The sequence below is a fragment of the Leisingera sp. G5_S3_59_S7 genome, from assembly GCF_054968485.1.
Genome location: NZ_JBQKUH010000002.1, coordinates 123,918 through 144,595 on the forward strand (window position 1 = coordinate 123,918; position 20,678 = coordinate 144,595).

The following is a 20,678-nucleotide window of genomic DNA, read 5'->3' on the forward strand; positions in this document are numbered from 1 at the left end:
CCATGACCCGGTCCGGGAAACCTGTTGTGACCATTACCTATTGCATCGGCTGCAACTGGCTGCTGCGGGCGGGCTGGATGGCGCAGGAGCTGCTGCAGACCTTCCAGGACCAATTGGGCGGGGTGACTCTGGTTCCCGGAGATTTGGGCGGGATCTTTGAGATCCATGTTGATAAGGAGCTAGTCTGGGAACGCAAACGGGACGGCGGCTTTCCTGATGTGAAAGAGCTGAAGACCCGCGTGCGCCACCGGATCAATCCTGAACAAGACCTCGGCCATCTGGACCGCGGCAAGACCGGTGAATAAGATCAAATGCAGTCTCTAAACAGGCTTTTCCGCCCGAAAACCATTGCTGTGATTGGCGGCGGTGCATGGTGCCGTCTGGTGATCGAGCAATGCCAGAAGATGGGGTTTGAGGGCACCATCTGGCCCGTCCACCCTAAGGTCGAAGAGGTTGCGGGCCTGCCAACCTTCAAGGATGCGGACAGCCTGCCGGAGGCGCCGGACGCGGCGTTCATCGGGGTGAACCGCTTTGCCACTATCGAAGTGGTGCAGGTGCTGTCGGCGCGCGGTGCCGGCGGGGCGGTGTGCTTTGCCTCCGGGTTCCTGGAAGCCGCGGCTGAGGACGCCGAAGGGGCTGATCTTCAGGCGCAGCTGTTGGAAGCGGCAGGGGAGATGCCCTTCCTTGGTCCAAATTGCTATGGCTTCATCAACTATCTGGACGGCGCGCTCTTGTGGCCGGACCAGCACGGCGGATCGCGGGCAGACAAGGGCGTGGCACTGGTCACCCAAAGCTCCAACATCGCCATCAACCTTACCATGCAGAAGCGCGGGCTGCCGCTGGCCTATGTGGTCACTGCCGGAAACCAGGCACAGTCCGGCATTGCCGCGATTGGCGAGGCGCTGCTGGAGGACAACCGCGTGACCGCGCTGGGCCTGCATATCGAAGGCTTTGGCGATCTGCGCGCGTTCGAGGCGCTGGCCGCCCGGGCCCGCGAACTGGGCAAGCCGGTCATTGCGCTGAAGGTCGGTAAGTCGGCCGAGGCCCAGGCCGCTACTGTTTCTCATACCGCCTCGCTTGCGGGCGGAGACGCGGGGGCCGGGGCTTTGCTCTCACGCCTTGGCATTCCGCGTCTGGATGACCTGCCGTCCTTCCTGGAGACGCTGAAGCTGTTGCATGTGGCGGGGCGCTTGCCGTCGAACCGCATCGCAACCATCAGCTGCTCCGGCGGGGAGGCCAGCCTGGCCGCAGACACTGGCCATGCGCGGAAGGTGGAGTTTCCGCCGCTGAACGAGAGGCAGAAAGAGGACCTGCGCGACGCACTTGGTCCGATGGTGGCGCTGGCCAATCCGCTCGACTACCACACCTATATCTGGCGCGACACGGAGGCGATGACCCAGGCGTTCTCGGCAATGATGGATCTGCAGCTGGCAATGACCATGCTGATTGTGGACTTCCCGCGCGGCGACCGCTGTGATGCCTCGGACTGGGAATGCACCATTCAGGCCGCCATTGGTTCGCGTGAGCGGACCGGCGCCAACGTCGGCTTGGTTGCGACCTTGCCAGAGCTGCTACCAGAGGACGTGGCGGCCCGGCTAATGGAGGCGGGCGTTGTGCCTTTCTGCGGCCTCAGCGAAGCCATCGCCGCTTGCGAGGCAGCCAGCCTGCCGCTGCCGGAAGCGCCTGCGCCCCTGCTGCTGCCAACGCCGGTGGTGGAGCCGGATCTGGTTCCGGAAGCCGAAGCCAAATGGCAGCTTGCCAGCTATGGGTTGCGCACTCCGCGGTCCAAACGGGCCGCTTCTGCCACCAATGCCCGAGCGGTTGCGGTGGATGTCGGCTTCCCGGTGGTGCTGAAAGGCGAGGGTGTGGCGCATAAGACCGAAGCGGGAGCAGTGGTCCTGAACCTGAATTCGGGTCAGGAGGTGAGCGATGCCGCCTTCAACATGCCGGCCGGGCGTTTTCTTGTTGAGGAAATGGTGACCGGTGCGGTGGCGGAATTGTTGATCGGCGTGGTCAAGGATCCGGCGCATGGCTTTGTCATGACCCTGGCGGCGGGCGGGACCTTGACCGAGCTGCTGGAGGACAGCGCCTCTTTCCTGCTGCCGGCCTCGGATGCGGAAATCGAAGCGGCACTGCAGTCGCTGCGCATCGCGAAGCTGCTGGACGGCTACCGCGGCGCCCCGGCGGCGGACCTTGAGGCAATCCTGCGCGCGATCCGCGCAGTTGAAACCTATGTGATGGAGAACGCGCTGGGGCTGGAGGAGATCGAGATCAACCCGCTCTTGTGCACGCCGACGGATGCGGTGGCAGCGGACGCGCTGATGCGCCGGAAATACTGAAGGCCGCGGCCTGAAACAGAACGGCATGACAGATGCCAGGAGGAGATGAGATGAGCGACAACCCCGAGAGCGGCCCTGTAAAAACCCGCCGCGACGGCGCCATTCTGGAAGTGACGCTGGACCGGCCCAAGGCCAATGCCATTGATCTGCAAACCAGCCGGGTGATGGGCGAGGTGTTCCGCGAGTTCCGCGATGATCCGGACCTGCGGGTGTCAATTCTGACCGGCGGCGGTGAAAAGTTCTTTTGCCCCGGCTGGGACCTCAAGGCGGCGGCTGACGGCGATGCGGTGGATGGCGATTACGGCGTTGGCGGCTTTGGCGGGCTGCAGGAACTGCGCGATATGAACAAGCCGGTGATTGCAGCCGTGAACGGCATCGCTTGCGGCGGCGGGCTTGAGCTGGCGCTGTCGGCGGATATGATCATCGCAGCCGATCACGCCAGTTTCGCGCTGCCGGAAATCCGCTCGGGAACTGTGGCAGATGCGGCCAGCGTGAAGCTGCCCAAGCGCATCCCCTACCATATCGCAATGGAACTCTTGCTGACCGGGCGCTGGTTTGATGCCGAAGAAGCCAATCGCTGGGGTCTGGTGAATGAGATCGTTCCTGCGGATCAGCTTATGGACCGTGCCTGGGAACTGGCCCGGCTGCTCGCCTCCGGCCCGCCGCTGGTCTATGCGGCGATCAAGGAGATCGTGCGCGATGCCGAGGACAGCAAGTTCCAGGATGCGATGAACCGGATCACGCAGCGCCAGCTCAAGACCGTGGACGTGCTCTATGGCTCCGAGGACAACCTGGAAGGCGCCCGCGCTTTTGCCGAGAAGCGCGATCCGGTCTGGAAGGGACGGTAACGCAAAACTCCCGCCTGCCGCGGGACATCTGAAGATGCCCCTGTACAGTTGGGCCGGGCGCCGCGCTTTGCGCGGCGTTTTCGTTTCACCGAGAAGTTCTAGAGGAGCAGTCGTGCTCATCAAGCAGCCTGATCGACTGTGTTTCCTGTTCATTCCGCCTCAAGGAGCTATGCCCATGCTGCCGTATGGCGGCCTTCGGCTTTCCTTGACCCCGGAAGAACAGGAGGGCCTACACCTTCTGGAACAGTGCAATCAGCGCGGTGTCGTCCTTGTGCGCACCGGTGGAGCGCGGGCCGTAGATGCGCAGCTCGGGCAGGGTCAGGCCTTTGATCCACTGACCGCGCAGCAGCCGGTCGAAGGCGTCCGCAAACCCTCCCTTTTCATAGAACTTTGCATTCACCGACAAGGCAAACCAAGCACCGGGTGCGGCCACTCGCAGCAGGGCGGGCAGTACCTCGGGGCCAAGGTGGCCGTGGGTGAAGGTGCCGGATGACACGACCCCGCGGTAAGAGCCGCGCGGCACCGGAATGCCCTCCAGCAGGTTGGCTTCGATCACGTCGCGGTAGGCGTCCTTGCGCAGCGCCTCGGCCAGCATGGCAGCGCTGATGTCGGTGGCGTCGACAGGTTCAACCCCAAGCTCCCGAAGCGCCTCGCCGCAGAGACCCGTGCCGGCGCCAGCATCAAGCACCGGACCGGTCCCTCCGGCAGCGGCAAATGCCTTGGCCGTCAGTCCGGGCAGCAGGTAGTCCTGATCAGCGGCGAATTCCTGATCGTAGGTGCCGGCCCAATCCGCATAGAGCCGCCGTGAGTCTTCAGGCGTGCTCAGCGCGTAGGCATCGGACAATCCGGGTGTCTGCTTTTTCATCGGGCCATCAAAGCCGCGCGGAGGATTCGAATCAACCCTTGCGCAGCAGGCGCGGCCAACGCATCTAGGAGACATGAGAAAAACGCTGCTTTGTCTTGGATTTGGCTATACCGCCCGGGCGCTTGCCCCGCGTCTCCTGGCGTCGGGCTGGCGGGTCATCGGCACCTCGCGTGAGCCGGTGGCGGCCGATGGCGTGGAGATGATCACCTGGCCCGGCCAGGACGTGCCGCTGGACGGGGTGACGCATATCCTGAATTCGATCGGGCCCGATGCGGAGGGCGATCCGGTGCTGGCAGCCATGGGGGACCGGATTGCCGCCGCCCCGGTTCTGGAGTGGGTCGGCTACCTGTCCACCACAGCCGTCTATGGCCACCACGACGGCGCCTGGGTGGATGAGGACACGCCTGTGACGCCCTCCAGCCAGCGCGGCGACTGGCGCGCCTTGGCGGAGGCGCAATGGCAGGCCATCCCCGGCCTGCCGCTGCACATCTTCCGTCTGGCCGGCATCTATGGTCCCGGCCGCGGCCCCTTTGCCAAGCTGATGGCGGGCAAGGCGCGGCGGATCATCAAGCCGGGGCAGGTGTTTTCGCGTATTCATGTCGAAGACATCGCCCAGGTGCTGGCAGCCTCCATCGCCCAGCCGCGCCCGGGGGGCTTCTACAACGTCTGCGACGACGACCCGGCCCCGCCGCAGGATGTGCTGGGCCATGCCGCGGAGCTGCTGGGCCTGCCAATGCCGGCCGAGGTGCCCTTTGACGAGGCTGGCATGACGCCGATGGCGCGCAGTTTCTATGGAGAGAACAAGCGGGTCAGAAACCGGCGTATAAAGGACGAACTCGGGGTGGAACTCCTCTATCCCACATACCGCGAAGGGCTGCGCGCGGTGCTGGAAGCGGAGGACATGGAGAGCTTTGTGCCGCCAGCGGAGCCGCCGGGGGTGTAAGATCACCGGCCCTGCGGCCGCGCCAAAGCGAATTAAGCCCGCTTCTCCGCAATGGTTGCGACACCCAGCACGTCCAGCACCTTGGCCTCGATCTGTGGTGCGTTCATGGCGGCCACATCGTACATATCCGCCGGGCTGGCCTGGTCGATGAATGTGTCGGGCAGCACCATGGAGCGGTACTTGAGGCCGCTGTCGAACACGCCTTCCTCGGCCAGGAGCTGTGCGACGTGGGAGCCGAAACCGCCGACCGCGCCTTCCTCGATGGTGATCAGCGCTTCGTGGTCCGCAGCCAGCTGCAGGATCAGGTCGCGGTCCAGCGGCTTGGCAAAGCGGGCGTCGGCAATGGTCGGGGTTATGCCCTTGGCCGCGAGCGATTCTGCGGCCTTTTTGACCTCGCCCAGGCGGGTGCCGAAGGACAGCAGCGCCACGCGCTTGCCGTCCTGGATCATCCGGCCTTTGCCGATTTCCAGCACCTCCGGGGTTTCCGGCATCTCGACGCCTTCGCCCTCCCCGCGCGGGTAGCGGAAGGCGATGGGCCCGTCGTTATGAGCGGCGGCAGTGGCGACCATGTGAACCAGCTCAGCCTCGTCGGCGGCGGCCATCACCACCATGCCCGGCAGGTTGGACATGAAACCGATGTCGAAGCTGCCGGCGTGGGTGGCGCCGTCGGCTCCGACCAGGCCTGCACGGTCGATGGCAAAGCGCACGGGCAGGCGCTGGATCGCGACGTCATGCACCACTTGGTCATAGCCGCGCTGCAGGAAGGTGGAGTACATCGCACAGAACGGCTTCATGCCGCCCGCGGCCAGCGCGGCGGCAAAAGTCACGCCGTGCTGTTCGGCAATACCGACGTCGAAGCAGCGCGACGGGTAGCGTTCGGCCATCAGGTTCAAGCCGGTTCCGTCGGGCATCGCGGCAGTGACCGCGCAGATCTTGTCATCCTTGGCGGCGTGCTTCACCAGTTCATTGCCGAAAACCGAAGTGTAGGAAGGCGCGTTGGAGGGCGCCTTTTTCTGCTCGCCGGTCACCATATCGAATTTGGCGGTGGCGTGGCCCTTGTCGCGGGCGCGTTCAGCCGGGCCGTAGCCCTTGCCCTTCTTGGTGAGCACATGGATCAGGATCGGGCCGGTGGCGCGCGCCTTGACTGTCCGCAGCACCGGCAGCAGCTGGTCCATGTCGTGGCCGTCAATCGGGCCGAGATAGGAGAAGCCAAGCGCTTCGAACATGGTGCCGCCGACGGCCATGCCCTTGAGCATGTCCTTGGCGCGCTTGGCGCCCTCACGGAACGGTTCTGGCAGCAGCGAGACTGCGCCTTTGGCGGCGGCCTTCAGCTCCTGAAACGGCTCGCCCGCGTAGAGGCGGGAAAGATAGGAGGACAGCGCGCCGACCGGCGGTGCAATCGACATCTCGTTGTCATTCAGGATCACGAACAGCCGCTTACCCAGGTGGCCTGCGTTGTTCATCGCCTCAAACGCCATGCCGGCGGACATCGAACCGTCGCCGATCACCGCGATGGCGTCGCCGTTGCCCTCGGGGATTACCCCGCCCAGATCGCGGGCGACGGCAAACCCCAGTGCGGCGCTGATCGAGGTCGAGCTGTGAGCGGCGCCAAACGGGTCAAAGGGCGACTCGGAGCGCTTGGTGAAACCGCTGAGGCCGTCTTTCATCCGCAGGGTGCGGATGCGGTCGCGGCGCCCCGTGAGGATCTTGTGCGGGTAACACTGGTGGGAGACGTCCCAGATCACCTTGTCCCGCGGCGTGTCGAACACGGCGTGCAGGGCGGTGGTCAGTTCCACCACACCCAGGCCCGCGCCCAGATGGCCGCCAGTGACCGAGACCGCAGAGATGGTTTCCTGCCGCAGCTCGTGGGCGACCTGCACCAGTTGTGCATCCGTCAGCCCCTTCAGATCCGCGGGGCGCGTAATCTGGTCCAGAAGCGGGGTCTTGGGCCGGTCGGGCATGGTGTCTCCTTGGGCTGCGCCGGGCAGGGGCGGGGCGTGGCGCGCGGGGTTAGCTGTCGCGCGCAATAACGAAACGCGCGGCTTCCTTCAAGGTTGCAGCATCCTCGCCAAATAGTGACAGCGCAGCGCAGGCCTCGTCACACAGGGACTGTGCGCGGGCTTTTGCCTCTGCCAGTCCCAGCAGCGAAACAAAGGTTGCTTTGCCGGCTTCTGCGTCCTTGCGTACGGCTTTGCCCACCTTTGCGGCATCCCCTTCGACGTCCAAGATGTCGTCTGCGATCTGGAAGGCAAGGCCAAGGGCGCAAGCGTATTGCCGCAGCGGTGCCGGATCAGCCCCGGCCATAACTGCGCCGGCTGTGGCGGACCATTCGATCAGGCAGCCGGTTTTGCGGCCTTGCAGCTTGGTGATCTGTTCCAGCGTCAGCGGTGCGCCGGCAGTTTCCGCCGCAATATCGAGCATCTGGCCCGACACCATCCCGTCTTTGCCAGAGGATTGCGCCAGTCCGCGGATCAGGGTCAGCGCGTGGGGTCCCACCTTGGGGTCTGCCAGCAATTCAAAGGCAAACGTCTGCAGGCTGTCGCCCGCGAGCACCGCCATCGCCTCATCCCATTTGCGGTGCAGGGTGGGCTGGCCGCGGCGCAGGTCGTCGTCGTCCATGCAGGGCAGGTCGTCATGCACCAGCGAATAGGCGTGGATGCACTCGATGGCGAGCGCGGCCTCGACGGCGGCCTCTGCCGGTACACCGTGCAGACGGGCGCTTTCCAGCACCAGGAAGCCGCGCAGCATCTTGCCGCCGGTGATGGCGTAGCGCATTGCGGCGTGCAACTCGTCGCTGCCCGCCAGCCGCATCTCCATATGCGCGGTGATGCGGGCCTGTGCGTCTTTCAGCGCCTCCGCAAAGGGGCGCGTTTGGATGTCTGCGGCGGTGCTCATGGTTCAGCCGGCGTCCAGCGGCTGGGTGCCCTTGGGGGTGCCGTTGGCGTCCAGTGTGATGGCGGCGACCTTCTCTTCGGCACGTTTCAGCTCATCCTCGCAGCGTTTCTTCAGCGCGGCGCCGCGTTCATAGAGCGCGATGGAGGCATCCAGCGCCACGTCGCCGCGTTCCAGCTGGTCCACCACGCCTTCCAGCTCACGCATCGCCTGTTCAAAGCTCATCTGCTCTACGGGGGTCTCAGTCATGCCGGTGCCTTTGTCAATTCTTCCACATGCGCGCGCGTTGCCGCGGCGAGCGCGTTCAGATCATATCCGCCTTCCAAAGTCGAGACGATACGGCCCTGGCACAGCTCACTGGCAAGTTTGCACAGCTCCGCCGTGATCCAGGCGAAATCTTCCGTTGCCCAGTTGAGGCTTGCGAGCGGATCGTCCTGATGGGCGTCAAAGCCCGCCGAGATAATGATCAGCTCCGGCTTGAAGGCGCGCAGGCGGGGAAAGGCCTGACCCTCATAGGCCGCCTGCATCTCGGCCCGGCCGGAGTCCGGCGCCAGCGGCATGTTGAGGATCTGGCCATGGGCGCCATCCTCGTCCGGGCGGCCGGAGCCGGGCCAGAGCGGCATCTGCTGGCTGGTGATCAGCAGCGCGCGCGGCTCGTCCCACAACAGGTCCTGGGTGCCGTTGCCGTGGTGCACGTCAAAATCCACCACAGCGACACGGCTGAGCCCGTGATGGTCCAGCGCGTGTTTGGCGGCCAGCGCCGCATTGCCGAACAGGCAGAAGCCCATAGCGGTGTCCGTTTCGGCGTGGTGTCCCGGCGGGCGCACCGCCGCAAAGGCGTTCTGCACCTCGCCGCCCAGAACCATATCGACACCGCGCACAACCGCGCCGGCAGCCCGGAACGCGGCGTCCAAAGAGCCGGGGGACATAAAGGTGTCGCCGTCAATCTGCGCCCAGCCCTCCGCTGGCGAAGCCTTGCGCAGGTCAGAGAGGTAGGAGGCCGGGTGGACGCGCAGGATGTCGTCCTCGGCAGCCATCGGTGCGGTGACCCGTTTCAGGTCCAAGGGTTCCAGCGCGTGCAGGATGTGCTCCAGCCGCGCCACCCGTTCCGGGTGGCCTTCCGGTGTGACGTGGTTGAGGCAATCCGCGTGGGTGATCAGGGCGGTGGTCATGGTGCGTGTCCTCCTGCGGCCGGGCTTGGCGCGACCCTAGGGGGCAGGCGGCTGTGGCTGCAAGGGGAAACCCGGGGCGCTGCCCCGGACCCCGGGATACTTTGGGCCAGAAGAAGGAGCCGGAAATACGTTAATCCGGTGCCAGCATATAGCCCGCGCCGCGCACCGTTTGCAGGTATTGCGGCTGTTTCGGGTTCGGCTCGATCTTGCGGCGCAGCCGGGTGATCTGCACGTCCACTGCGCGCTCCTGCGCCTGGCCGCGGTCGCGGCCCAGGTCCTCGACCAGCTTGGTGCGGGAGACCGGCTCGCCGGGCTGGGCGGAGAAGATCTTCATCAGCTGGCTTTCGGTGCCGGTGAGGCGGATCAGTTCGTCGCCCTGCCACATCTCGCCGCGCTCGATGTCATATCGGATTGCTCCCAGATGCAGCACCTTGGGGGCGCTGTCCTGCGTGGTGGTGTCCGGCATCCGCCGCAGGATGGCGTTCACCCGAAGCAGGAGCTCTTTGGGCTCGAATGGTTTCGGCAGGTAGTCATCCGCCCCGGCCTCCAGCCCGGCGATCCGGTCATCGGTCTCGCCCTTGGCGGTCAGCAGCAGGATCGGGGTTGCCATGCTCTCGCGCAGCGACTTGGTCAGCGAGATGCCGTCTTCCCCCGGCATCATCACGTCCATAATGATCAGGTCGAAATCAAGCCCCGCCAGAACGCGCCGGGCATGCGCCGCGTCACGCGCCGCAGTGACCAGGAAACCCGAACGCATCAGGAATTTCTTCAGCAGCTCGCGGATGCGCTCATCATCGTCCACGATCAGAAGATGGGCGTCATTCATGCTCATGCGCCCGTTTCCCGCAGTTTGGCATAGGCGCGGCGCATGTCGGCGTCCATCATCGCCTCAAGCACCTTCTTAAAGCCTTGCACCGCCTCAGGGCCTGCGTCCTTGTAGGCGGCGCGCATCCGGGCGCGCTGGGCGTCCGACAGGGTGGCTTCCAGCGCCGCGCCCTGTTCGGTCAGGTACAGGTGGCGTTCGCGTTTATCCAGCTCGCCCACCTTGCTTTCGACCAGGCCGTCGCCGATCAGGGTCCGCAGCACCCGGTTCAGCGACTGTTTGGTCACCCCCAGAATGCTGAGAAGATTGTTCACAGTGGTGCCGGGCGAGCGGTTTATGAAATGAATCGCCCGGTGGTGCGCCCGGCCATAGGACAATTCCGCAAGGATCCGGTCCGGATCGGCGGTAAAGCCGCGGTAGGCAAAGAACATCGCCTCAATCCCTTGGCGAAGCTGCTCATCTGTCAGAAACAGCAGGCTTTCGCCGCTGTATCCCTGCCCTGTCCGGCCTTCAGGCATTCGGTGCCCCCTCATTTGTCTTGCCGGCCAGTTTATGTCAGTGTTGTTGACATTCCAAGAGTGAAGATGTATCGAATCTCAGCTTTGGCGCAACATTGTGTCCGGGACGGCCATAAGTTGCGCAATTATTGTAAATCACCGCAGAGTTTCAGGAGGGTGCGGCATGGCAGGTTATGACGACCGCGACGGTGTGATCTGGATGGATGGGGAGCTGGTCGACTGGCGGGATGCCAAGGTGCATATCCTGACCCATGCGATGCATTATGCGTCCTCTGTGTTCGAGGGCGAGCGCGCCTACAACGGCAAGATCTTCAAGAGCCGGGAGCATTCCGAGCGGCTGGTCGCCTCGGCCAAGGCGCTGGACATGCCGATGCCCTACACTGTTGACGAGATCGAGGCGGCCAAGGAAGAAACGCTGAAGGCCTCCGGTCTGCAGGACGCCTATGTGCGGGCGCTGGTGTGGCGCGGCGCGGGCGAGGATATGGGGGTCGCCTCGGCCCGCAACCCGGTGCGGATGGCCATCGCGGTCTGGGGCTGGGGCGCCTACTACGGCGATGCCAAGATGCAAGGCGCCAAGCTGGACATCGCGGAGTGGAAGCGGCCCAGCCCGGAAACCATCCCGGTGCATGCCAAGGCGGCGGGCCTCTACATGATCTGCACCATTTCCAAGCACAAGGCGGAGGCCAAGGGTTGCTCGGATGCGCTGTTCATGGACTACCGCGGCTATGTAGCAGAGGCGACAGGCGCCAACATCTTCTTCGTGAAGGATGGCGAGGTGCATACGCCGCTGCCGGATTGCTTCCTGAATGGTCTCACCCGGCAGACCGTGATCCAGATGCTGAAGGACAAGGGCGTTACCGTGCATGAGCGCCACATCATGCCGGAAGAGATGGAAGGCTTTGAGCAGTGCTGGCTGACTGGCACCGCGGCCGAGGTCACCCCGGTCGGCGAGATTGGTCCTTACACGTTTGAAGTCGGCGCCCTGACCCGTGAGATCGCCGAGGACTACGAAAAGCTGGTCCGCGCCTAAGCGCAGAGCAGGTCTGATCGGAAACCCCCGCCCGTGTGGCGGGGGTTTTTCTTTGCGGCTGCAGTGCCAGGCCGCATGTCACAGGACATAGCGGCCCGTTCCAATTTCCTGCACTTTATCCGGGACTGTGCCATAGTCAGCCATATTGCTGAAAAGTCATTCCGGGGCAGTGGCATGCTGTGCCCGATAAGAAGGAACAGGAACGCGATGGACCTGAGCATTGCCTATGTGAGTTATCTTGAACTGGGCCTGCGCCTGCTCTGCGCCGCTGCTGCCGGGGCGCTTCTGGGGCTGGACCGGGAGCTGCGGCACCGCAAGGTGGGCATGCGGACCTACATGATTGTTTCGCTTGGGGCCGCAGGTTTCACGCTGATCACCATGGAAATGTCGATGGAGGCGCAGGCGCTTGAATTGGGGGCTGATCCGACCCGTATCATGCAGGGGCTTGTCGGGGCGATCGGCTTTCTTGGCGCCGGGGCGATCATCCAGGGGGATGAGCGGGTCGGAGGCATGGCGACGGCCGCCAGCCTGTGGGTGGCCGGGGGCGTCGGCATGGCCTCAGGTCTGGGGTATTATGTGCACGCAGTGCTGCTGGCGCTGATAGCTGCTGGCATCCTGGCCATGAGCCGGGTGATGAGCAGCCGGGGCCGCAACGACCGCCCGGATATAAGCGATTGACGGCCGCCAGCAGGCAAGCGTCCAGAACGAAATGTTCGGCTGGCTGACCGTTCAAATTCCCTTGCAGATCGTCCGACGGCATGGACGGCGAGTGCCAGACGCCTAACATGCAAGGCATGTTGGACCTGCTTAGCGATATCCTCACCCGGCTGTCCCTCAAGGGAACGCTGTACTTTCGCACCTCCTTTACCCCGCCGTTCGGGATTCAGGTGCCGGAGTATGAAAACGTCGCGCGGTTTCACTTCGTTCAGCGAGGGGAGCTGAATGTGCATGTGCCTGCGAGCGGTGAGACGCTGCGGCTGAAACAGGGCGATCTGGTGCTGGTCCCGCATGGCGCGGCGCATATGCTGTTGTGCAACGAGGTGCAGCCGCTGGAGGCGCTGCCGCTGGAGCAGGTGCTGGAGGATGCGGGCTATGACGGCGGCGGGGTGCTGGTCTATGGCGGTGCGCAGGAGGTGCGGGACACCCAGCTGATCTGCGGCCACTTTTCCTTTGCCGCCATGCCGGGGCGGCGCGGCGCCGGGCATATGCTGATCGACCGGTTGCCGCCCCATATCGTGATCGAAAACTACGGCGAGGCTGCCGGGGCCTGGATCGAAGCGACCTTGCGGATGATCGGCTCCGAAGTGCAGGGTGCCCGCATCGGCGGCGACCTGATAGCGCTGAAACTGTCCGAGGTGCTGTTCGCTCAGGCGATCCGGGCCTATCTGGAACATCAGAGCCCCAGCGGGCCGGCGCTGGCGGGGTTTGCTGATCCGCGCATCTCGCGGGCGCTGACGGCGTTCCATCAGGCGCCTGCCAAGGAGTGGAGCGTTGAAGGCCTGGCGCGGGAGGCGGGCATGTCGCGCACTGCCTTTGCCCAGGAGTTTGCTGCCAAGATGGAAGTGACGCCGATGCAGTACCTCACCAGCTGGCGGATGCAGATCGCCTGTCAGGGGCTGGCAGAGCAGGGGCTGAACGTGGCTGATGCGGCGGAGATTGCGGGTTATGCCTCCGAGGCAGCGTTTTCCCGTGTGTTCCGCAAGCAGGTGGGCATGTCGCCCGCGGCCTACCGGCAGCACCATGCAGCAGCCTGGCCTGGTTGAAGCGTCCGAAGATTGAACGATCTGCAAGATTCCCGGGAGGAGCTGAAATTCACCGTACGGGGTGGCCGGTCCAATCTGGGGTCAGAGCCGCGGGCTGCGCGGCCAAGAAACCTCAGTAGCAAGGACCTGACCCATGCCTCTTCGCTTTGTGACCCGTACCATTCATGCCTATCTTGACTATCCGGTTGCTGCCGCCCTGATGGGGCTGCCGTTTCTGCTGGGCCTTGGCGAAAGCAACCCGCTGGCGCTGTGGCTGTCCGTGGTGACCGGCATTGCCGCCTTTGTGCTGACGGTGCTGACCGACCACCATCTCGGCCTGGTCCGGGTGCTGCCCTACAGGCTGCATCTGACCGTTGACCTGATTGTCGGCCTCCTCTTCCTGGCAGCACCTTTTCTCTTCGGCTTTGCCGGGCTGGATGCGGCCTTCTATCTGCTGAACGGGGCTGCGGTGGTTGCGGTGATCTCGCTCAGCGCACCGGAAGGGACCGCGGCAGCCTCTGCCTGATCGCTATTGGCGCAAGAGCCAGTCCACCACTGTCTTGGCCCGGCCCTGTGCGCTGGGCCACAGCACGTAGAACCCTTGATCGCCCAGCCGTGGCGCCTGCCATAGGATCTCCAGCGGCTGTCCTCCCAGAAATATCCGCGGCACCAGTGCGATGCCCTGGCCGTTCACCGCAGCATCCATCGCCAGCGCAGTCTGGTTGAATTGCAGGATCCGCCCCTTGGCCGTGAGACCCTCCTGGCGCAGCAGCAGGTCCCAGTGCCGGTGCCCGTCCTGGATCAGCGTGTGATGGGCAAGATCGGCAAGTTCCAGCGGTTCTTCCTGTATTAGAGCCGAATCCGGCCGGGCCACCGCCACCAGATCCAACAGCGACAGGAGGGCAGAGTTCAAACTGCTCTCCTGCGGTTTGCTGCCCTGGCGGATGGCAATGTCGATGCCGTCCCGCTTGAAATCGGTCAGGTTTTCCTCCGCGACCACCCGCAGGTCGATGCCGGGGTTGCGGGCCTCGAACTCCGGCAGCCGCGGCACCAGCCATTTGGCGGCAAAGGAAGGCGGGACCGACAGCGTCACCCGCTGCACCGCCGGAGCCAGCTTGTCTGTCGCGTCGCGGATCAGCGACAACGCCTGTTGCACCGGCGCGTGGAAGCTGCGCCCGGTGTCTGTCAGTGTCAGCCCGCGGGCATGGCGGTAGAACAGCTTGTGCCCCAGATCCGCCTCCAGCCGCCGCACCTGTTGCGCAACTGCGCCTTGGGTCAGGTGCAGTTCCTCTGCCGCGCGGCCGAAGTTCAGGTGGCGGGCGGCGGCATCGAACATTCGCAGGGCATTTAGGTTGGGCAGGCGCATCAGTTTCCAGCCAGTAGTTCTGCTACAGTCTGGCGCGATGAGACATGATTGGTCAAGCGTGCCTTTAACCGCCATCCTGGGGGCAAGCAAAGGAGTATGGACATGACCAAGGTTGCACTTTTCACCGCCGCGGGCAGCGGCATGGGCGCGGATGCCGCCCGCCACCTTCATGAGCAGGGGTATGAGGTTGCCATCCTCTCCTCCTCCGGCAAGGGCGAGATGCTGGCGCAGGAGCTGGGCGGGGTGGGCCACACTGGTTCCAACCTGGAGCAATCCGACCTGCAGGCGCTGGTGGACAAGGCGATGGAGCGCTGGGGCCGGATCGACGTGCTGGTCAACTCGGCGGGCCACGGGCCCAAGGGCGATATCATGGAGATCAGCGACGCCGACTGGCATCTGGGAATGGAATACTACCTGATGAACGTGATCCGCCCTTCGCGCCTGGTGGCACCCATCATGGCGGCCCAGGGCAAGGGGTCAATCATCAACATCTCCACCTTCGCGGTGTTCGAACCGGATCCGCTGTTCCCGACCTCAGGCGTGTTCCGGGCAGGGCTTGCGAGCTTTACCAAGCTGTTTGCCGACAAGTTCGCAAGCCAGGGCGTGCGGATGAACAACGTGCTGCCGGGCTTCATCGACAGTCTGCCGGAGACCGAAGACCGCAAGGCCCGGATTCCGATGGGCCGCTATGGCGCTGCGCGCGAGGTGTCAGCGCTGATCGCCTATCTGGCCTCGGACGATGCCGCCTACACCACCGGGCAGAACATCCGCGTGGATGGGGGGCTGACCCGTGCCGTCTGACATTCAAGCTCTGCCAAGAACAAGCGCATTGAACCCGGCCTTTGTGTTGAAATGGGTCGCGTCCATCGTGCAGATTCTTGGCTATTCTGCCACCGCCTGGGGTCTGCACCCGTGGAACATCTACTTGTTCCTTGCCGGTCTCACAGGCTGGTTCCTGGTCGGCGTGCTGTGGAATGACCGGGCGGTCATGCTGATCCACATCGTGGCGCTGGGCGCGATGATTGCGGGCTTTTGGTCAAGTTAGAGCCTTTTAGCCGCCCTTTGGATCGATCAGCGGCTTGGCCGTGCCGCGCCGCAGACCGAGCCGGTGCTCGCGCCAGATCACCAGCACATTGCCGGCGATCACCAGCGCAGCACCGGCCAGCATTACCAGCGTCGGCCATTCGTCGAACCAGATATATCCGATGATGATGGCAAAGATCATCGACGCGTAGTCATAGGGCGCCAGCATAGAGGCCGGGGCAAAGCGGTAAGAGGAGGTGACCAGGATCTGCGCCACCCCGCCGACCAGCCCGGCGCTGACCAGCAGCGCAGTGGTTTGCGCATCCGGCATCACCCAGCCGAAGGGGGCGGTCAGCAGTGCCAGGCCCGAAGCGGTCAGCGAGAAGTAGAATACGATGGCCGCGGTATGCTCCGACTGCACCATGCGGCGGATGTGGATCTGCACAAAGCCGCGGGCGACGGTGGCGCCGACCACCAGCAGCACCCCCAGCATGGCGCCATCCTCCAGATCGCCGCCAAGCCGCGGCCAGATCATGATCAGCACGCCCAACAGACCGATGGCCACGGCGGAGATCCGGACCATGCGGATGGTCTCGCCCAGGAACAGCGCTGCCAGGATCAGCGTGAAGATCGGGGTGGCATAGCCGATGGCGGTGACCTCCGGCAGCGGCAGCAGCGCCAGCCCCATGAAGGTCATCCCCATCGCCGAGGTGCCGACCAGCCCGCGCCACACGTGAAACATCGGTTTTTTGGTGATCAAACCGTGCCGCAGCTCTCCGCGCGCGATGAGCCAGGCAACGATGACCGGAATTGCAAAGAAGGAGCGGAAGAAGACGGCCTCGCCCGCCGGAACGGTCTCCGAGGTGGCCTTGATGATCCCGGACAGCGCAGTGAACAGCGCAATCGCGGTGACTTTCAGCAGGACCGCCAGCACAGGCCGATGCGATGTTAACGATTTCGCCATGCCGCGACCCTGCGCTCAAGCGCCGCAAAGATCAATGGCTTGATTTCGCTCCAACGCCGGGCGCAAATGGCGCCGGTTTAGACAGGAGCCCGCTTATGTATGACGCCAATCACCTGATCCGCCAGCTGCGCGAGTCCTCTCTGGGGCGTGAATACGATGTTTTTGCCCGCCTGCCGGACGGGAGCACGGTGACCTTTGGCGCGCTGTTTGCTGGCGCGGAACGGATGGCGGCGGCGCTGGCGGCCCAGGGGGTTCAGCCGGGCGACCGGGTGGCAGTGCAGGTCCAGAAAACCATTCGGGCGATTGAGCTTTACCTCGGCACAGTTATGGCCGGCGGCATTTTCCTGCCCTTGAACACCGCCTACACCGGGCCTGAGGTCGTTTATTTCGTTGGCGACGCGACGCCCCGGGTCGTGGTCTGCGATCCTGCGCGGCTGGAGGAGATCAGCGCAATCTCGGGCGCGGCGGAGGTTCTGACACTGGATGCGGCCGGGCAGGGCACCTTGCGTGATCTGGCGGACGGGCAGGGCGGCTTTGATCCGGTGGCCCGGCAGGCGGATGATCTTGCGGCGATCCTTTATACCTCCGGCACAACCGGCCGCTCAAAGGGGGCGATGCTGAGCCATGCGAACCTGGCCTCCAACTCGCTGACCCTGCGCGACACCTGGCGGTTCACCAAGGACGACGTGCTGATCCACGCGCTGCCGATCTTCCACACCCACGGGCTGTTTGTGGCGACCAATGTGGCGCTGCTCTCAGGCGCCCAGGTGGTTTTCTTGCCCGGCTTTGACGCCGATGCCATCCTTGAGGCGATGCCTTCGGCCACGGCGCTGATGGGGGTGCCAACATTCTATACCCGCCTGCTGACGGATGCGCGGCTGACGCGCGAGCGCGCTGCAAAAATGCGTCTGTTCATCTCCGGCTCTGCGCCCTTGCTGGTGGACACACATGAGCAATGGGAGGCCCGCACCGGCCACCGCATCCTGGAACGCTACGGGATGACCGAAACCAACATGAGCACCTCGAACCCTTATGAGGGCGAGCGCCGCGCGGGCACCGTAGGCTTCCCGCTGCCGGGGGTGGAGGCGCGGGTCATGAGGGACGGCGCCGAGGTGGCGGCTGGGGAGATCGGCGTGCTGGAGGTGCGCGGGCCGAATGTGTTTCAGGGCTATTGGCAGATGCCGGAAAAGACGGCGGAGGAGCTGCGTCCAGACGGCTGGTTTATCACCGGCGACATGGCAAGGATCGACGCCGACGGCTATGTCACCATTGTCGGGCGCGAGAAGGATCTGATCATCACCGGCGGCTTCAATGTCTACCCCAAGGAGGTCGAGAGCCTGATCGACGACCTGCCCGGTGTTCTGGAAAGCGCCGTCATCGGCGTGCCGCATTCCGATTTCGGCGAGGGCGTGGTGGCCGTGGTTGTGCCGGAGGGCGAGGGCACCAGCGTTGAGGCGATAACGGCCGCGCTCTCTGGCCAGCTGGCCAAGTTCAAACAGCCCAAGGAGATCATCCTGCTGGACGCGCTGCCGCGCAACACCATGGGCAAGGTGCAGAAGAAAGCCCTGCGCAAGGAATACGCAGGGCTTTTCTGCTAGTTTTCACCCACCCGGGCCGACGGCCCGGGCAGCGACCGTCCGTCCCCACGGGCGGGCGCTTCGCTTCCGCCCGCGGACGGTCTCTGCCCTAGTGCTGATGCGCTTCTGCGTGCGCCTCTTCTTCGCGCCATTCCCGCACCGCCTGCACCAGGATCTGGAAGGCGGAGTTCAGGAACAGACCGCCCATGATGCCGGCCACAATGAGGTCCGGCCAGCCGGTTGCGGTGCCCCAGACGCCAAGCGCCGCGATCATCACCGCCACATTGCCGATGGCGTCATTGCGCGAGCACAACCAGACAGAGCGCACATTGGCGTCGCCGTCCTTGTAGCGGGCCAGCAGCATGACCGAAATCAGGTTGGCCGCCAGCGCCATAAAGCCGATAACCCCCATGATCTGCGCCTGCGGCACGCCCACATAGAACACCTGATAGACCGTGGAGCCAAACACCCATGCGCCCATCAGCAGCAGGCTGATGCCCTTGCCCAGGGCCGCCAGTGCCCGGGTGCGCAGGGTGGCGCCGATCACCGCCAGCGAAATGCCATAGGTCAGCGCATCGCCCAGAAAGTCCAACGCGTCCGCCTTCAAGGCCTGGCTGCCGGACAGCTGGCCCGCCCCCATTTCCACCGCGAACATGCCGGCATTGATGGCGATCACCAGCCAAAGCCTGCGTTTATAGTCCGCCGATACCCCGTCAAACCGGGCCTCATGATTGCAGCAGCCTGCCATTGCTCTTGTCCTCATTCCTGATTCGGGATCAATGTAGGGCCTCTAGTCACTAGAGCTTCAAGAGGTTTCTGCCATGTTTTCCATCGGTCAGCTGTCCAAGGCCACTGGGGTGAAGGTGCCCACGATCCGCTATTACGAGGAGGTCGGCCTGCTGCCGCAGCCGGGCCGCAATGCCGGCAACCAGCGCCGCTACGGGCAGGATGGCATGGACGCGCTGGGCTTTATCAAGCACGCTCGCGACCTCGGCTTTTCGCTGGAGGACATCAAGGCGTTGATGGGCCTGGACGGGCATCTGGGCGATGACTGCGCCGAAGCCGACCGGATTGCCCGCAGCCAGCTGGCCAATGTCCGCGACCGGATCCGCAAGCTGGAGCAACTGGCGACCGAGCTGGAACGGATCAGCCACCTGTGCGATGGCGGCAACGGCGGCTGCTGCAAGGTGCTGACCGCGCTCGGCGACCACAGCCAATGCGCGGGCGAGCACGGTTGAGCGGCAAAAAAGGCGAAGCATGCAGCTGCAAACTTCGCCCTTGGAAAACGCAAAATCGTCCCTTTTAGAGCCTAAAATCTAGCCAATCCGGCCCTGGTTTTCACCGATCTGGCCGCGGTGCAGCAACAGATGGTCCAAAACCACGCAGGCCATCATCGCCTCGGCTACCGGCACCGCGCGGATGCCGACGCAGGGGTCGTGGCGGCCCTTGGTGATCACCTCGGTGGCGGAGCCGTCCTTGCGGATCGACTTGCGCGGGGTAAGAATCGAGGAGGTCGGCTTCACCGCAAAGCGCACCACCACGTCCTGCCCGGTGGAGATCCCGCCCAGGATGCCGCCGGCGTGGTTGGAAGAGTACTCGGGGCCGTTTTCACCCATGAAGATCTCATCAGCGTTTTCCGAACCTTTGAGGCGTGCGGCATTCATGCCCTCGCCGATTTCCACGCCCTTCACGGCGTTGATCGACATCATCGCGGCGGCCAGATCGGTGTCCAGCTTGCCATAAACCGGCGCGCCGATGCCGGCGGGAACGCCGCGGGCGACGACCTCAACTACGGCGCCCACCGAGTCGTGGTCTTTACGCAGGCGCTGCAGGTAGTCTTCCCACTCCTGCACCGCGCCTGCGTCGGGGATCCAGAAATCGTTCTGGTCAATCGCGCCCCAGTCAAAGCGGCTGCGGTCGATCTCCAGCTCGCCCATTCGGGTCATGTAGCCCTTGATCTCCAGCCCCGGCACCAGCGCCTTGATTGCTTCACGTGCAACACCGCCGGCTGCCACCCGCGCTGCCGTTTCGCGGGCAGAGGAGCGGCCGCCGCCGCGGTAGTCGCGGTTGCCGTATTTCTGGAAATAGGTGATGTCGGCATGGCCCGGACGGAAGGTCTGGGAAATCTCTCCGTAATCCTTGGAGCGCTGATCGGTGTTTTCGATCATCAGCTGGATCGGCGTGCCGGTGGACATGCCGTCGAACACGCCGGACAGGATCTTCACCGCGTCCGGCTCATTGCGCTGGGTGGTGTTCTTGTTCTGGCCTGGGCGGCGCTTGTCGAGCCACTGCTGCAGCATTTCCGGCTCCAGCGGCACATTCGGCGGGCAGCCGTCGACGGTGGCGCCAAGCGCGGGCCCGTGGCTCTCGCCCCAGGTGGTGACGCGGAAGAGGTGTCCAAAGCTGTTCATCGACATGAGGCGCGGTCTCCTTTGCGGGACGTGCTTAGCGGGCAGGGGGCTGTGCCTCAAGCGGATTCCTCTGCGGCAAAGGCGAGAGGGGGCGCTGCCCCCGCCGCCTGGGGCGGCTCCCCCGGGATATTTTCAGCCAGATGAACAAGGGGCCGGTGCTGGCAG

At 64.5% G+C, this 20,678-nt stretch carries 23 protein-coding genes; 12 read left to right on the plus strand and 11 right to left on the minus strand.

Annotated elements, in window-relative coordinates; translation table 11 throughout:
* The first annotated feature begins 2 nt into the window (after positions 1–2).
* From ACTRWG_RS01875 to ACTRWG_RS01885, 3 genes are read left to right on the plus strand one after another with little or no spacing between them, the layout of a single operon-like run.
* Positions 3–305: an Rdx family protein gene (locus ACTRWG_RS01875; protein WP_027235860.1), complete on the plus strand. Its 303-nt coding sequence runs from the start codon at positions 3–5 to the stop codon at positions 303–305.
* Positions 306–311: 6 nt separating this feature from the next.
* The gene (locus ACTRWG_RS01880; protein WP_027235859.1) at positions 312–2,339 is read left to right on the plus strand and encodes an acetate--CoA ligase family protein; all 2,028 of its coding nucleotides are present in this window, start codon (positions 312–314) and stop codon (positions 2,337–2,339) included.
* Between the two features lie 50 nt (positions 2,340–2,389).
* Positions 2,390–3,187 (plus strand): carnitinyl-CoA dehydratase, encoded by a 798-nt coding sequence (locus tag ACTRWG_RS01885; protein ID WP_027235858.1) that lies wholly within the window; start codon positions 2,390–2,392, stop codon positions 3,185–3,187.
* A 229-nt stretch (positions 3,188–3,416) separates the two neighbouring features.
* Here ACTRWG_RS01885 and ACTRWG_RS01890 read toward each other — a convergent pair whose 3' ends face one another.
* The gene (locus tag ACTRWG_RS01890) at positions 3,417–4,052 is read right to left on the minus strand and encodes a class I SAM-dependent DNA methyltransferase (RefSeq protein WP_027235857.1); all 636 of its coding nucleotides are present in this window, start codon (positions 4,050–4,052) and stop codon (positions 3,417–3,419) included.
* A 73-nt stretch (positions 4,053–4,125) separates the two neighbouring features.
* Between ACTRWG_RS01890 and ACTRWG_RS01895 the strand changes: the two genes are divergently transcribed.
* Positions 4,126–4,995 carry an SDR family oxidoreductase gene (locus ACTRWG_RS01895; protein WP_462828873.1) on the plus strand — a complete coding sequence of 290 codons (870 nt, stop codon included), beginning with the start codon at positions 4,126–4,128 and terminating at the stop codon, positions 4,993–4,995.
* Positions 4,996–5,027: 32 nt separating this feature from the next.
* On the opposite strand, the gene dxs is transcribed toward ACTRWG_RS01895, so the two are convergent.
* The 6 genes from dxs to ACTRWG_RS01925 form a co-directional block, all read right to left on the minus strand.
* Positions 5,028–6,956 carry a 1-deoxy-D-xylulose-5-phosphate synthase gene (gene dxs, locus ACTRWG_RS01900; RefSeq protein ID WP_462828874.1) on the minus strand — a complete coding sequence of 643 codons (1,929 nt, stop codon included), beginning with the start codon at positions 6,954–6,956 and terminating at the stop codon, positions 5,028–5,030.
* 49 nt (positions 6,957–7,005) lie between these two features.
* Complete coding sequence (locus ACTRWG_RS01905; RefSeq protein ID WP_027235854.1) at positions 7,006–7,890, minus strand: polyprenyl synthetase family protein; 885 nt, start codon at positions 7,888–7,890, stop codon at positions 7,006–7,008.
* A 3-nt stretch (positions 7,891–7,893) separates the two neighbouring features.
* Positions 7,894–8,136: an exodeoxyribonuclease VII small subunit gene (locus ACTRWG_RS01910; RefSeq protein WP_027235853.1), complete on the minus strand. Its 243-nt coding sequence runs from the start codon at positions 8,134–8,136 to the stop codon at positions 7,894–7,896.
* Positions 8,133–9,059, minus strand: coding sequence for a histone deacetylase family protein (locus tag ACTRWG_RS01915; protein ID WP_435661537.1), 927 nt, complete (start codon positions 9,057–9,059; stop codon positions 8,133–8,135). The genes ACTRWG_RS01910 and ACTRWG_RS01915 overlap by 4 nt, the downstream gene beginning before the upstream one ends.
* Positions 9,060–9,189: 130 nt before the next feature.
* Positions 9,190–9,891 (minus strand): response regulator, encoded by a 702-nt coding sequence (locus ACTRWG_RS01920; RefSeq protein WP_027235851.1) that lies wholly within the window; start codon positions 9,889–9,891, stop codon positions 9,190–9,192.
* Positions 9,888–10,400, minus strand: a complete 513-nt coding sequence (locus tag ACTRWG_RS01925) for a MarR family winged helix-turn-helix transcriptional regulator (protein ID WP_008554519.1) — start codon at positions 10,398–10,400, stop codon at positions 9,888–9,890. Before ACTRWG_RS01925 ends, ACTRWG_RS01920 begins: the two co-directional genes overlap by 4 nt.
* A 163-nt stretch (positions 10,401–10,563) precedes the next feature.
* Here ACTRWG_RS01925 and ACTRWG_RS01930 point away from each other — a divergent pair, with 163 nt between their 5' ends.
* The 4 genes from ACTRWG_RS01930 to ACTRWG_RS01945 all read left to right on the plus strand — a co-directional run bounded on the left by ACTRWG_RS01930 (position 10,564) and on the right by ACTRWG_RS01945 (position 13,698).
* Positions 10,564–11,430 carry a branched-chain amino acid aminotransferase gene (locus ACTRWG_RS01930; protein ID WP_027235850.1) on the plus strand — a complete coding sequence of 289 codons (867 nt, stop codon included), beginning with the start codon at positions 10,564–10,566 and terminating at the stop codon, positions 11,428–11,430.
* Between the two features lie 207 nt (positions 11,431–11,637).
* A complete protein-coding gene (locus tag ACTRWG_RS01935) occupies positions 11,638–12,108 on the plus strand; it encodes an MgtC/SapB family protein (protein ID WP_027235849.1) in 471 nt (156 codons plus the stop codon).
* A gap of 116 nt (positions 12,109–12,224) precedes the next feature.
* Positions 12,225–13,193 (plus strand): AraC family transcriptional regulator, encoded by a 969-nt coding sequence (locus ACTRWG_RS01940; protein ID WP_260002498.1) that lies wholly within the window; start codon positions 12,225–12,227, stop codon positions 13,191–13,193.
* Positions 13,194–13,326: 133 nt separating this feature from the next.
* A complete protein-coding gene (locus ACTRWG_RS01945; protein WP_462828875.1) occupies positions 13,327–13,698 on the plus strand; it encodes an SPW repeat domain-containing protein in 372 nt (123 codons plus the stop codon).
* 3 nt (positions 13,699–13,701) lie between these two features.
* On the opposite strand, the gene ACTRWG_RS01950 is transcribed toward ACTRWG_RS01945, so the two are convergent.
* On the minus strand, positions 13,702–14,709 hold the full coding sequence (locus tag ACTRWG_RS01950; RefSeq protein ID WP_462828876.1) for a LysR substrate-binding domain-containing protein: 1,008 nt from the start codon (positions 14,707–14,709) through the stop codon (positions 13,702–13,704).
* Here ACTRWG_RS01950 and ACTRWG_RS01955 point away from each other — a divergent pair.
* Both ACTRWG_RS01955 and ACTRWG_RS01960 read left to right on the plus strand, forming a co-directional pair.
* Positions 14,635–15,339: an SDR family oxidoreductase gene (locus tag ACTRWG_RS01955; RefSeq protein ID WP_462828877.1), complete on the plus strand. Its 705-nt coding sequence runs from the start codon at positions 14,635–14,637 to the stop codon at positions 15,337–15,339. The two genes, ACTRWG_RS01950 and ACTRWG_RS01955, sit on opposite strands and share 75 nt — an antisense overlap.
* Positions 15,329–15,583: a DUF6552 family protein gene (locus ACTRWG_RS01960; RefSeq protein WP_462828878.1), complete on the plus strand. Its 255-nt coding sequence runs from the start codon at positions 15,329–15,331 to the stop codon at positions 15,581–15,583. Before ACTRWG_RS01955 ends, ACTRWG_RS01960 begins: the two co-directional genes overlap by 11 nt.
* A gap of 6 nt (positions 15,584–15,589) precedes the next feature.
* On the opposite strand, the gene ACTRWG_RS01965 is transcribed toward ACTRWG_RS01960, so the two are convergent.
* Positions 15,590–16,525 (minus strand): DMT family transporter, encoded by a 936-nt coding sequence (locus ACTRWG_RS01965; RefSeq protein WP_462828879.1) that lies wholly within the window; start codon positions 16,523–16,525, stop codon positions 15,590–15,592.
* 95 nt (positions 16,526–16,620) lie between these two features.
* Here ACTRWG_RS01965 and ACTRWG_RS01970 point away from each other — a divergent pair, with 95 nt between their 5' ends.
* Positions 16,621–18,123 (plus strand): malonate--CoA ligase, encoded by a 1,503-nt coding sequence (locus ACTRWG_RS01970; protein ID WP_027235843.1) that lies wholly within the window; start codon positions 16,621–16,623, stop codon positions 18,121–18,123.
* Positions 18,124–18,211: 88 nt separating this feature from the next.
* Here ACTRWG_RS01970 and ACTRWG_RS01975 read toward each other — a convergent pair whose 3' ends face one another.
* Complete coding sequence (locus ACTRWG_RS01975) at positions 18,212–18,850, minus strand: cation efflux transmembrane domain-containing protein (RefSeq protein WP_027235842.1); 639 nt, start codon at positions 18,848–18,850, stop codon at positions 18,212–18,214.
* A 73-nt stretch (positions 18,851–18,923) separates the two neighbouring features.
* Here ACTRWG_RS01975 and ACTRWG_RS01980 point away from each other — a divergent pair, with 73 nt between their 5' ends.
* Positions 18,924–19,340 carry a MerR family transcriptional regulator gene (locus tag ACTRWG_RS01980; protein ID WP_027235841.1) on the plus strand — a complete coding sequence of 139 codons (417 nt, stop codon included), beginning with the start codon at positions 18,924–18,926 and terminating at the stop codon, positions 19,338–19,340.
* Between the two features lie 78 nt (positions 19,341–19,418).
* Here the strand turns inward: ACTRWG_RS01980 and aroC are convergent, their stop codons facing one another.
* Positions 19,419–20,519, minus strand: a complete 1,101-nt coding sequence (gene aroC, locus ACTRWG_RS01985) for a chorismate synthase (protein WP_027235840.1) — start codon at positions 20,517–20,519, stop codon at positions 19,419–19,421.
* Between the last annotated feature and the right edge of the window lie 159 nt (positions 20,520–20,678).